This is a genomic window from Mesorhizobium sp. KACC 23794 (genome assembly GCF_052180275.1).
Classification (GTDB): Bacteria; Pseudomonadota; Alphaproteobacteria; order Rhizobiales; family Rhizobiaceae; genus Kumtagia.
Genome location: NZ_CP197465.1, coordinates 6827824 through 6840141 on the forward strand (window position 1 = coordinate 6827824; position 12318 = coordinate 6840141).

Sequence of the window (12318 nt, forward strand, 5' to 3'; positions counted from 1 at the left end):
CCGCCAGGGAGCGGATCAGGCAGGCCACCATTTATGACCGGGATACGCAGGAAACGCCGTCGCGGATTTGCCGCGGGACGAATTTCAAACCTCAAGGGTCGAAGAGGAAAATTCCCCGGGCGTCATTTTCCCGGCTGAGCCCTTCTTGCCCGGCGCGCCCCGGCGGGCCATCTAGACGACATCTCCGGACGGGAGTGCATCATGATGATTGCCGGCCAACTCGCCCTTGTCGTCGCCGCCATCTTCGCCGGCGCGGCGGTCTACATCAACGCCGTCGAGCAGCCGGCCCGCCTCGGCCTCGACGACCGCGCGGCGCTCGCGCAGTGGAAACCCGCCTACGCCAGAGGCTTCGTCATGCAGGCGTCGCTGGCGATCGTCGGCTTCCTGCTCGGCCTTCTCGCCTGGTGGCAGACCGGCGGCTGGCTATGGCTGGCGGGCGCCGTGGTGCTCGTCGCCAACTGGCCCTACACGATGCTCGGCATCCTGCCGACGAACAACAGGCTGATGGCGACGGGTCCCGACGAAGCCGGGCCGGAAAGCCGCGCGCTGCTGAAAAAATGGGCCGGCCTGCACGCCGTACGTACCGCGCTCGGCTTCATCGCAACCGTCATCTTCCTGACAGCATCGCTCGGGTACAAGGCCTGAATCCGGCATTCTGTCTAAGATGCGGCAAAGCGCGGTCGCGGCATTTGCCCGCTCCCGGCTTTCCCGCTAAGACGCCCGCCGAACCATCGCTCCCCGGGAACCGCCAAGACCATGGACATCGCCGAAACCGCCGCCGCCCAGGCAGCCCTCCTTTCCGCTGCCCTGCCCTACATGCAGCGCTATGAGAACAAGACCGTCGTAGTGAAATATGGCGGCCACGCCATGGGCAACCCGGCGCTCGGCCAGGCCTTCGCCCGCGACATCGCGCTGCTGAAGCAGTCGGGCGTCAACCCGATCGTCGTGCATGGCGGTGGGCCGCAGATCGGCGCCATGCTTGCGAAGATGGGCATCGAATCGAAATTCGAGGGCGGGCTGCGCGTCACCGACCAGCGCACCGTCGAGATCGTCGAGATGGTGCTGGCCGGCTCCATCAACAAGGAGATCGTGGCGCTGATCAACGCCGAGGGCGAATGGGCGATCGGGCTGTGCGGCAAGGACGGCAACATGGTGTTCGCCGAGAAAGCGAAGAAGACTGTCATCGACCCGGATTCCAACATCGAGCGCGTGCTCGACCTCGGCTTCGTCGGCGAACCGGTCGAGGTCGACCGCACCTTGCTCGACCTGCTCGCCCGCTCGGAGATGATCCCGGTGCTGGCGCCTGTCGCGCCCGGACGCGACGGCCATACCTACAACATCAACGCCGACACCTTCGCCGGCGCCATCGCCGGCGCGCTGGAAGCAAAACGCCTGCTGTTCCTGACTGACGTTCCCGGCGTGCTCGACGCCGACAAGAAGCTGATCGATGAACTGTCGGTCGCGCAGGCCAAGGCCCTCATTAAGGACGGCACGATCTCCGGCGGCATGATCCCCAAGGTCGAGACCTGCATCGAGGCGATCGAGCGCGGCGTCGAGGGCGTCGTCATCCTCAACGGCAAGACGCCGCATGCCGTGCTGCTGGAACTGTTCACCGAGCACGGCGCCGGCACGCTGATCGTGCCGTGATCGGGCACGGATCCAAAGCCTCCCTTGTCATCGCCGCGCTGGCGGCTCTGCTTTGCAGCACTGCCGCCGCCCCAGCGCAGCAACGCGCCTGCGCAAGCCGCGAGCCGATCAACACGCTGGCCGAACTCTGGCCGGCGCTCTACGCCTGCTGGTCGCCTCCAGCGGGCACCGAAGGCAAGGAACTGACGCTGTCGTTCTCCATCCGCCGCGACGGAACGCTGATCGGCAAGCCACGCGCCACCTATTCCAAGCTGCAAGGCGGCAGCGACCTCGACCGCGCCTTCGTGGCTTCGGTGCTGCAGGCCCTCGACAAGACCTTGCCGCTGCCGATCACCGAAAGTTTCGGTGGGGTGATCGCCGGACGGCCCATGGCCTTGCGGTTTGCCGTACCCGTGGGGCCGGATCTCTGAGCAGACCACGGCGGCCCTGACCCGGAAAGCCACCAAACATTGCACCGCAAGGTTGCCACTCACGGGGCGACTGCCGCGGCGGCACAGGCTGGCACATGCAATATCCGCCGGGAGGGCGGGCGAACGATGACGAATCCGGTGGAATCCGCGCCCGCTATCGCGATATAGCCGCCGCAATCGGAACGCGCGGCAAGCGGGGGACGGTGCCTTGGCCCGACCGCCTGACCGCACTCGCTCAAGAACAAGAGCCGGAAAGGAACCCATCATGACCATCAGGCAGGAAACGCAGGAACTTCTCGGGCGCATGGGCGTCGCCGCCGAGCGCCTCTCCGGCGGCGACCTCGCCGTCCGCAGCCCGGTGACCGGCGAACAGATCGCGGCGCTGAAGAGCATTTCGGCTGCCGACGCGGCCAACGCCATCGAGCAGGCCGACGCTGCTTTCCGGACGTGGCGCAACGTGCCGGCGCCGAAGCGCGGCGAACTGGTGCGCCTGCTCGGCGAGGAACTGCGCGCCCACAAGGCCGATCTCGGCCGGCTTGTCTCCATCGAAGTCGGAAAAATCCCGTCCGAGGGCCTCGGCGAGGTGCAGGAGATGATCGACATTTGCGACTTCGCCGTCGGCCTGTCGCGCCAACTCTACGGCCTCACCATCGCCACCGAGCGCCCCGGCCACCGCATGATGGAGACCTGGCACCCGCTGGGCGTCGTCGGCGTCATCTCAGCTTTTAACTTCCCGGTCGCCGTCTGGTCGTGGAATGCCGCGCTGGCCTTCGTCTGTGGCAATTCGGTCGTCTGGAAGCCTTCGGAAAAAACGCCGCTGACGGCGCTCGCCTGCGAGGCGATCTTTGCCCGCGCCGTGGCGCGGTTCGGCGACGCGCCGGAGGGGCTGCTCAAGGTGCTGATCGGCGACCGCGCCGTCGGCGAGGTGCTGGTCGATCATCCGAAGGTTCCCCTGGTCTCGGCCACCGGCTCGACCCGCATGGGGCGCGACGTCGGCCCGCGGCTGGCCAAGCGTTTTGCCCGAGCCATCCTTGAACTCGGCGGCAACAATGCCGGCATCGTCTGCCCCTCCGCCGATCTCGACATGGCCGTGCGCGCCATCGCCTTCGGCGCCATGGGCACCGCCGGCCAACGCTGCACGTCGCTGCGCCGGCTGTTCGTGCACGAAAGCGTCTACGACACGCTCGTGCCGCGCCTGCGCAAGGCTTATGAGAGCGTATGGGTCGGCAGCCCGCTGGAGACATCAGCGCTGGTCGGCCCGCTGATCGACAAGGCGGCCTTCGACGGCATGACCAAGGCGCTGGACGCGGCGAAGGCCGAAGGCGGCCAGATCACCGGCGGCGTGCGCATCGAGAACGGCCATGCCGAGGCGTATTACGTGCGCCCGGCGCTGGTCGAGATGCCGAAGCAGAGCGGGCCGGTGCTGGAGGAGACGTTCGCGCCGATCCTCTACGTGATGAAATATTCCGACTTCGACCAGGCGGTGGCCGACCACAACGCCGTCGGCGCCGGCCTGTCCTCCTCGATCTTCACGCTCGACCTGATGGAGGCCGAGCGCTTCCTGTCGGTCGAAGGCTCGGATTGCGGCATCGCCAACGTCAACATCGGCACCTCGGGCGCCGAGATCGGCGGGGCGTTCGGGGGCGAAAAGGAGACCGGCGGCGGCCGCGAGAGCGGCTCGGACGCCTGGAAGGCCTATATGCGCCGCGCCACCAACACGGTGAACTACTCGAAGGCCCTGCCGCTGGCGCAGGGCGTGTCGTTCGACATCGACTGAGTTAAGTGCAGGGGACAGTTTACTTTTTTCCGCTCGCACCAATCCTGGCGCGCTTCAGCCTTTCTGCGGAAAGAAAGTAAACTGTCCCCGGCATCGCACCGTCTCGGCCGCTAACATCCCGCACCGATTTCGGGTTGTCAGGTCGACCGGGTAAACTTTGCCCGCATTTCCAGAATGTGCACTGCACCTGCAAGGAGATATGTTTGGTTGGCAATGTCATCATCGCGCCGTCAATTCTTTCGGCCGATTTCTCGCGGCTCGGCGACGAGGTCGAGACGGTCGTCAAGGCTGGCGCCGACTGGGTGCATCTCGACGTGATGGACGGCCATTTCGTGCCCAACATCACCTTCGGTCCTCCGATAGTGAAGGCGATCCGCAACCGCACCGACAAGGTGTTCGACTGCCACCTGATGATTTCCCCGGCCAACCCCTATCTCGCCGCCTTCGCCGAGGCCGGCGCCGACATCATCACAGTTCATGCCGAGGCCGGCCCGCATCTCCACCGCTCGCTGCAGACAGTGAAGCACCTCGGCAAGAAGGCGGGCGTGTCGCTCAACCCGGCAACGCCGGTGGCAGCCATCGAGAACGTGCTCGACCAGTTGGACCTGATCCTGGTGATGACCGTCAATCCAGGCTTCGGCGGCCAGGCGTTCATTCCGGAAATGCTGGAGAAGATCGCGAGGGTGAAAGCGCTGGTCGGGAGCCGGCCGATCCACATCGAGGTCGACGGCGGCATCGCACCGGACACCGCGCCGCTGGTGGTGAAAGCCGGCGCCAATGTACTGGTTGCCGGCTCGGCCGTGTTCAAGGGCGGGACCGAGGCGGCCTACCGCGCCAACATCGAGGCGATCCGCAGCACGGCCGACGAGGCGGCATAACACCCCCTCCTGGCTCGCAGCCGGACAGCCGCGAAGCGACTACGCGACGGCGGAGAAAACCTCTTCCCCACCGATCCAGGCGCGGCGCACCTCGATATTGTCGGAAAGCGCCACCATGTCGGCGCGCGAACCTGCCCTCAGCCTGCCATGGCGGGCAAGGCGCATAGCGTCTGCCGGATAGAGCGAGGCCATGCGCAGCGCCTCGCCGAGTTCCAGACCGATCTTGCGATGCATGAAACGCACTGCCGAGATCATGTCGAGATCGGCTCCCGCGAGCGTGCCGTCGGCCAAAGTCAGCCGTCCATTCTCGCGGCGGATGGTGCGGCCGTTCAGCGTGAACGACTTCATATCCGTGCCAATCGTCGACATGGCGTCGGTGACCAGGAAGATTTTCGCCGGCCCGGTCTTGGCCCTGAGCGCGATGCCGATCGTCGCCGGGTCGACATGGATGCCGTCGGCTATCAGCCCGGCCCACAGGCCGCCATTGTCGATGACCGCGCCGGCCAATCCCGCCTCGCGGTTGCCGATCTGGCTCATGGCGTTGAACAGATGCGTGGCCATCGTGGCGCCGGCGGCGGCGCAGGCGGTTGCGGTGGCGAAACTCGTGTCCGAATGACCCAGGCTGACGACGACGCCCGCCTCCGACAGCGCCGTCATCCTTGCCGCCGTCACCGATTCCGGCGCGACCGTGCTTAGCAGGGCGGGAAGCTTTTTCCGCGCGGCGATCAGGAATGCCTGGTCGGCATCTTCCATCGGCCGGATCAGTTTGGGATCGTGCGCGCCCTTGCGGGCCAGCGAGAGGTGTGGCCCTTCCAGATGCAGGCCAGCGAAACCCGGCACCTTGGCCTCCGCCGCAGCGACGCCTGCCTCGACGGTGCGCGCCGTGATTTCCGGCGTGTCGGTTATCAGCGTCGGCAGCAGCGCAGTCGTGCCGAAGGGCGCGTGCGCGGCACAGATGGTGCGGATGGCGTCCACGTCCTGCCGGTCGTTGAGCATCACGCCGGCCCCGCCATTGACCTGCAGGTCGACGAAACCCGGCACCAGCATGCCGTCCCGCTCTGCAATCGTCACTCCGGCCGGGACTTCGCCCTTCGGGACAATCGCCTCGATGCCGTCGCCACGTACCAGTATGGCGGCATCGCGATGCCAGATCACGCCGTCGAAAATGCGTGGGGCGGAAATCGCGAAGCGTTGCATCAACGGGTTTCCGTCACCTTGCGCAAATTGCGCGGCTCGTCGGGGTTGAGGCCGCGATGGCGGGCGAAGGCTTCGACGAAGGCGTAGAAAGACACGATCAGCGGCAGCGGATCGGTCAGCGGATGGCCGGTCGCGACATGCGGCAATTTCCGCGCCTGGCCGGTGCGCAGCGAGGTCGCGAAGGTCGCCGCGCCCTTCCCCGCCAGCGCGTCGGCCGTCTCGGCGACGGACGCCTCGGAGGCGTCGCGCGCCGCCAGCGCCAGCACCGGAAAGCCCGGTCCGACCAGCGCCAATGGACCGTGCATGACCTCCGCGGCGCTATAGGCCTCGGCATGCATGCCGCAGGTCTCCTTGAACTTCAGCGCCGCCTCGCTGGCGATGGCGTAGGAAGGCCCGCGCCCGAGGATGAACAGCGACTGCTCGTCCTCCAGCGCCTCGGCGATCTCCATCCAGTCGCAGCCGACCGCCTCGCGCAACTGCTCCGGCAAGCGGATCAGCGCGGCCAGCAGCCCGTCATCCTCCGTGCAATGCGCCATCAGCGCCAGTCCGGCCACCGCCGAGTTCACAAAGCTCTTGGTGGCCGCGACGCTGCGTTCCGGCCCGGCGAGGATGTCGATCGCATAGTCGGCCGACCTTGCCAGCGGCGAGTCCGGCGTGTTGGTCAGCGCCACCGTCAGCGCCCCGCCGGCCCTGGCCTGCTTTGACATCGCAACGATGTCCGGGCTCTTGCCGGATTGCGAGATCGACAGGCAGACCGTGCCGGCGAGACGCAGTTTTGCGCCATAGATCGAGGCGATCGACGGCCCGACCGACGCCACCGGAATGCCGGCTGTCAGCTCGATCGCGTATTTGAGGAAAGACGCCGCATGATCGGACGAACCGCGCGCCACCGTCACGACAAAATGCGGGTTGCGGCGGCGGATGTCGGCGCCGGCCTCGGCCAGGATCTTGCCGCTGCCGTCGAGCAGCCGCGCCGCCGCATCCGGAATCTCCAGGACCTCGCGGCGCATATGGGTCATGTCGTTCATGGGCTCACCCCATCTTCTGAACCGCCGATCCTGAGTTCGGCCACGAAATCATAGGTATCGCCGCGATAGATCGAACGCGTGAATTCCACCACCTTGCCTGTCGCCAGATAGGATATCCGCTCGATATGAAGCCCGGCCACCCCGGTCGGCACGTCGAGCAGGCGCGCGTCGACCGATCCCAGATTGGCCGCCGAAATGCGCTGCACGGCGCGCACCGGCCTGTTGCCGGTCTTTTCCAGCGCGGCATAAAGCGACGAGCCCACCGCCATCGGATCGGGCAGAGCCGCCGTCGACAGCGAGGCACGCTCGATCGCCAGCGGTGTGCCGTCGGCGATGCGCAGCCGGCTGACGCGCGCGACCTGTTCCTTGGCGGACAGGCCGAGCACCATCATCTCGTCCGGCGACGGCGCATAGATGCCGCGCTCCAGCCATTCCGAACGCAGCGTCATGCCGCGCCGCGCCATGTCCTCGGTAAAGGAGGTGAGCAGCGACAGCGACTGCTCGACACGCTCGACCGGCCGCGCCACGAAGGTGCCGGAGCCGTGCCGCTGCACCAGCATACCGCCCTTGACCAGGTCCTGAACCGCCTTGCGCACGGTGACGCGCGAAATGCCGGCCTTGGTCGCTATATCGCGTTCCGACGGCAGGGCGTCGCCCGGGCCGATCACACCTTGCCGAACCGCATCCTCGATCGAGCGCTTGAGTTTCAGATAGAGCGGCGCGCCGCTCTGACCCGCTTCCCTGACCGCGCTCTGGATGCGCTCGGCAAGGTCAGCCATGCGCCGCCTCACTCGTAACGAACCGGCGGACCGCCATCGAGACCGCCCCGCCCAACGCGTCCTGCAACGGGTCGCGCAGCCGCGCCCGGTGTTCCGCCGAAAGCCGCGGGGCGTAAAGCGCGGCCAGACCTCCGAGCAGGCAAAGCGGTTCGCCGTCCTTCAAGCCCAGCACGCCCAGCGAGGCTTCGATGTCGGCGACGGCACGCTTCAGGATGAACCGCGCGACGATGTCGCCCTTCTCGGCATGGTCGAACACCATCGGCGCGAAGCCGCCGAAATCGCCCGGCTTGGCCGTCGTGGTGAACTCGACCACGTCCCGGGGATTGTCGCGGAAGACGGCGAGCAGCGCCTTCGTCAGCGGCGAGTCGGGCCTGATGCCGTCATAGGCGAGCAGCGTCTCCTCGAGCAGGTCGCGGCCGATGCGCGCGCCGCTGCCCTGGTCGCCGACAAGAAACCCCCAGCCGCCTACAGTTCGCACCACACCCGCGCGGCGCATCATATAGGCCGTTCCGGTGCCGAGGATAACAATTGCGCCGTCATCGGCGCCCAACGCGCCCTCAAGGGCTATCGCCGCGTCGCTCTCGACAACACTGCGGCTGAAGGGCAGGATCGCCTCCAGCTGCTGCCGGTAGGTGCCGACATTGCTGCCAGCCAGCCCCAACAGCGCCGGCGTCTTCGGGATCAGGTCGGGGTCGAGACCCGCTTCCACGAAGGCCAGGCGGGCCGCCTCGACGATGCTGGAACGGGCGCCGGTCAGGTCGGTGCGGATGTTGGCGGCGCCGCTCTTGGCGCGGCCCAGGATGGCCCCATCGGCGGTCGCGACCGCCGCCCGGCAGCTCGTCCCGCCGCCATCGATGCCCAATACCAGTTCCACGCGGATGCTCCTCTGCGGCTATGATACCAATAAAATACCAATATCCAAGCGTTAATTTATGCAAGCGAGCCGATTGCATCAAATCCTTGTAATTTAATCGATTTGTCGGTCGCGTAACGTAGCCATCCGAAAAATCCGTTAACGTCGCTGGACAAGTGGTATTTTTTTGGTATTGTCGCCTTAATGGAGGAAAACTGATGGCGCTTGCCGGGACGGAAGCAGTGAACGTGAAGGCGAAGGGGCTGGATCTGCAGCCGCCCGCCACGATCCTGCGCCTGCTGGCCGAGGCCCAGGTGGAAGCCGCCAGGAGTGTGCAAGGCGCCATCCTGGAGATCGCCCAGGCAGCCGAACTCGCGGCCGGGAAGCTCGCATCCGGCGGCAGGCTGTTTTATGCGGCGGCCGGAAGCTCGGCGCTGATGGCGCTTGCCGACGCGCTGGAACTGCCCGGCACCTACGGCATTCCGCATGACCGCGTCGTGGTGCTGATCGCCGGCGGCAGGGACGCCTTCGTTGACCTTCCCGGCGCGCCGGAGGACGATGCCGCGCAGGCCGCGAAAGAAGTGGCGGACAACGGCCTGACGGCCGGCGACTGCCTCATCGCGCTGTCGGCCAGCGGAACGACGCCCTATGCGCTCGGAGCGCTGGAGGAAGCGGCGAAGCGCGGCGCGGCAACGGTCGGCGTCGCCAACAATGCCGGCACGCCGCTGGTGATGCGCGCAGACGTCGGCATCGTGCTCGCAACGCCGCCGGAGATCGTCGCGGGCTCGACCCGCATGGGCGCCGGCACGGCGCAGAAGATCGCGCTCAACATGTTTTCCACGCTGGTCGCGGTGCATCTCGGCCATGTCCATGACGGCTACATGGTCAATCTCAGGGTCGACAACATGAAGCTGCGCAAGCGCGCGGCGCGCATCGTCTCGGCCATCGCCGGCGGTTCGGAAGACGAGGCAAGCGGCTTTCTGGAAAAGACCGGCGGCTCGGTGAAGACCGCGATCCTGCTGGCGGCCGGCGCGAGGGACGCCGCCGCCGCGGACCAAATTCTGGCGGGAGCCGGCCAAAAGCTGCGGCCGGCGCTCGCCAGTCTGGAAGAGGGGAGCACCCGCTCTCGTCAAAATGGAACCTGAACAGGTCAAAACAGGGAGACTGCACATGAAAACGAAATTTTTGACGGCGCTTCTGCTCGGCTCCAGCGTCCTCGGCTCAGCCGGGATCGCCTTGGCGCAGGACAAGACACTCACCATCGAGAGCTGGCGCAACGACGATCTTGCCATCTGGCAGGAAAAGCTGATCCCCGCCTTCGAGAAGGCCAACCCCGGCATCAAGGTGGTGTTCGCGCCGTCGGCGCCGACCGAGTACAACGCGGCTCTCAATGCCAAGCTCGACGCCGGCTCGGCGGGCGACCTGATCACCTGCCGTCCCTTCGACGCCTCGCTCGACCTCTACACCAAGGGGCATCTGGCCGACCTGACCGCGCTGCCGGGCATGGAAAACTTCTCCGACGTCGCCAAATCGGCCTGGCAGACCGACGACGGCAAGGCCACCTTCTGCGTGCCTATGGCCTCGGTCATCCACGGCTTCATCTACAACAAGGACGCCTTCGACAAGCTCGGCATCGCGGTGCCGGCCACTGAGGCCGACTTCTTCGCCGCCCTCGACAAGATCAAGGCCGACGGCACCTACATCCCGCTCGCCATGGGCACCAAGGACCTCTGGGAAGCCGCCACCATGGGCTACCAGAACATCGGCCCGAACTACTGGAAAGGCGAGGAAGGCCGGCTGGCGCTGATCAAGGGCACGCAGAAACTGACCGACAAGGACTGGGTCGAGCCCTATGCGACGCTCGCCAAGTGGAAGCCCTATCTCGGCGACGGTTTCGAGGCGCAGACCTATCCCGACAGCCAGAACCTGTTCACGCTCGGCCGCGCCGCGATCTATCCGGCCGGTTCGTGGGAAATCTCGGGCTTCAACACGCAGGCCCAGTTCAAGATGGGCGCCTTCCCGCCGCCGGTCCAGAAGGCCGGAGACACCTGCTACATCTCCGACCATACCGACATCGCGATCGGCATGAACGCCAAGAGCCCGAACGCCGATGCGGCCAAGACCTTCCTCACCTGGGTCGCCTCGCCGGAATTCGCCGACATCTACGCCAACGCGCTGCCGGGCTTCTTCAGCCTGTCCTCGACACCGGTGAAGATGGCCGACCCGCTGGCGCAGGAATTCGTCTCCTGGCGCGAGAAGTGCAAGCCGACGATCCGCTCGACCTACCAGATCCTGTCGCGCGGCACGCCGAACCTCGAGAACGAGACCTGGGTGGAATCCGCCAACGTCATCAACGGCACCGATACGCCGGAAGTGGCTGGCGAGAAACTGCAGAAGGGCCTCGACGCCTGGTACAAGCCGGCGAAGTGATGCGGCGCTGAAGAGGCTTACCTTCTCCCCTTGTGGGAGAAGGTAGCCGAGCGAAGCGAGGTCGGATGAGGGGTGTTCCAGGGGAACACATCGTCCAACACCCCTCATCCGTCTCGGCGCTGCGCGCCGATCCACCTTCTCCCACAAGGGGAGAAGGCAAGGCGCGCACTCGATACCCTTTCCAACAAGTGGCAGGCGGCACTAGGCTGCTCTTCCGGGCAGCAATGGCTCAGCGGGGAACGCATGTCGTATCAAGACAGCGAAATCAAACGACCCTTCCGCTGGCACATCCTGGTGTTTCTGGCGCCGGCATTGCTTGTCTACACAGCGTTCATGATCGTGCCGCTCGCCGGCACGCTGCAGCTATCGCTGTTCCAGAAAATCGACCAGAAACTCGTCTTCGTCGGCCTCGACAATTTCCGCATGCTGTTCGGCGACCCGCGCTGGTCGGTGAATTTCTGGAATGCGCTCGGCAACAATGTCTGGTTCTTCATCATCCACATGCTGGTGCAAAACCCGATCGGCGTGCTGCTCGCCGCGCTGCTGTCCAGCCCGAGACTGCGCTTCCGCGCCTTCTACCGCACCGCGATCTTCATCCCGACCATCCTGTCCTTCGTCATCGTCGGCTTCGTCTGGAAGCTGATTCTGTCGCCGCTGTGGGGCGTGGCACCGTTCCTGATGGATTCGGTCGGGCTGAAGAGCCTGTTCACGCCGTGGCTCGGCAAGGAGGAATACGCGCTGACCACGCTCAGCCTGATTTCGGTCTGGCAGTTCATCGGCATCCCGATGATGCTGATCTACGCGGCGCTGCTGTCGATCCCCGACGAGGTGATCGAGGCCGCCGAATGCGACGGCATCACCGGCCTTTCGCAGTTCTGGAAGATCAAGCTGCCGCTGATCCTGCCGTCAATCGGCATCATCTCGATCCTCACCTTCGTCGGCAATTTCAACGCCTTCGACCTGATTTACACGGCGCAGGGGGCGCTGGCCGGTCCTAATTTCTCCACCGACATTCTGGGCACCTTCCTCTACCGCGCCTTCTTCGGTTTCCAGTTGCAACTCGGCGACCCGAACATGGGCGCGGCCATCGCTACCATGATGTTCTTCATCATCCTGGCCGGCGTCTGCGTCTATCTCTTCGCCATCCAGACGCGTTTGCGTCGGTATCAGTTCTGAAGGGGTGGAGATGGAACATGCTTCATACGCTCGCGCCTTACCCTCCCCCTTGTGGGGAGGGTCGGCGAGCGGACCAAACGAAGTGGAGTTTGCGAGACGGGGTGGGGGCTGCCGGGCCGTGCTCTACGAACCCCCACCCCGCA

Annotated in this window: 12 protein-coding genes; 8 read left to right on the top strand and 4 right to left on the bottom strand. The window is 65.8% G+C overall.

All coding sequences use genetic code 11. The annotated features are described in order from the left end of the window. Window positions 1-204: 204 nt before the first annotated feature. The 5 genes from ACSBOB_RS33050 (at window position 205) to rpe (ending at window position 4712) form a co-directional block, all read left to right on the top strand. On the top strand, window positions 205-645 hold the full coding sequence (locus tag ACSBOB_RS33050) for a DUF1772 domain-containing protein (protein ID WP_442583915.1): 441 nt from the start codon (window positions 205-207) through the stop codon (window positions 643-645). Window positions 646-756: 111 nt separating this feature from the next. After that, window positions 757-1647, top strand: a complete 891-nt coding sequence (gene argB, locus ACSBOB_RS33055; RefSeq protein ID WP_442580227.1) for an acetylglutamate kinase — start codon at window positions 757-759, stop codon at window positions 1645-1647. Next, window positions 1644-2057: a hypothetical protein gene (locus ACSBOB_RS33060; protein WP_442580228.1), complete on the top strand. Its 414-nt coding sequence runs from the start codon at window positions 1644-1646 to the stop codon at window positions 2055-2057. Before argB ends, ACSBOB_RS33060 begins: the two co-directional genes overlap by 4 nt. Window positions 2058-2322: 265 nt before the next feature. Then, a complete protein-coding gene (gene amaB, locus ACSBOB_RS33065) occupies window positions 2323-3834 on the top strand; it encodes an L-piperidine-6-carboxylate dehydrogenase (protein WP_442580229.1) in 1512 nt (503 codons plus the stop codon). Between the two features lie 203 nt (window positions 3835-4037). Beyond that, on the top strand, window positions 4038-4712 hold the full coding sequence (gene rpe, locus ACSBOB_RS33070; protein ID WP_442580230.1) for a ribulose-phosphate 3-epimerase: 675 nt from the start codon (window positions 4038-4040) through the stop codon (window positions 4710-4712). Between the two features lie 39 nt (window positions 4713-4751). Here rpe and nagA read toward each other — a convergent pair whose 3' ends face one another. The 4 genes from nagA to ACSBOB_RS33090 are packed head-to-tail and all read right to left on the bottom strand — an operon-like array spanning window position 4752 to window position 8590. Then, the gene (gene nagA, locus ACSBOB_RS33075) at window positions 4752-5912 is read right to left on the bottom strand and encodes an N-acetylglucosamine-6-phosphate deacetylase (RefSeq protein WP_442580231.1); all 1161 of its coding nucleotides are present in this window, start codon (window positions 5910-5912) and stop codon (window positions 4752-4754) included. Beyond that, window positions 5909-6937 carry an SIS domain-containing protein gene (locus ACSBOB_RS33080; RefSeq protein ID WP_442580232.1) on the bottom strand — a complete coding sequence of 343 codons (1029 nt, stop codon included), beginning with the start codon at window positions 6935-6937 and terminating at the stop codon, window positions 5909-5911. Before ACSBOB_RS33080 ends, nagA begins: the two co-directional genes overlap by 4 nt. Next, window positions 6934-7716 (bottom strand): GntR family transcriptional regulator, encoded by a 783-nt coding sequence (locus tag ACSBOB_RS33085; protein WP_442580233.1) that lies wholly within the window; start codon window positions 7714-7716, stop codon window positions 6934-6936. Before ACSBOB_RS33085 ends, ACSBOB_RS33080 begins: the two co-directional genes overlap by 4 nt. Continuing rightward, complete coding sequence (locus ACSBOB_RS33090) at window positions 7709-8590, bottom strand: BadF/BadG/BcrA/BcrD ATPase family protein (RefSeq protein WP_442580234.1); 882 nt, start codon at window positions 8588-8590, stop codon at window positions 7709-7711. The genes ACSBOB_RS33085 and ACSBOB_RS33090 overlap by 8 nt, the downstream gene beginning before the upstream one ends. Window positions 8591-8787: 197 nt before the next feature. On the opposite strand from ACSBOB_RS33090, the gene ACSBOB_RS33095 reads away from it, so the two are divergent. From ACSBOB_RS33095 to ACSBOB_RS33105, 3 genes are all read left to right on the top strand, one after another. After that, window positions 8788-9714, top strand: a complete 927-nt coding sequence (locus ACSBOB_RS33095) for an N-acetylmuramic acid 6-phosphate etherase (protein ID WP_442580235.1) — start codon at window positions 8788-8790, stop codon at window positions 9712-9714. Between the two features lie 25 nt (window positions 9715-9739). Next, entirely contained in the window at window positions 9740-10999 is a 1260-nt protein-coding gene (locus ACSBOB_RS33100; protein ID WP_442580236.1) for an ABC transporter substrate-binding protein, read from the top strand. 243 nt (window positions 11000-11242) lie between these two features. Then, a complete protein-coding gene (locus ACSBOB_RS33105) occupies window positions 11243-12175 on the top strand; it encodes a carbohydrate ABC transporter permease (protein WP_442580237.1) in 933 nt (310 codons plus the stop codon). The last annotated feature ends 143 nt before the right edge of the window (window positions 12176-12318 follow it).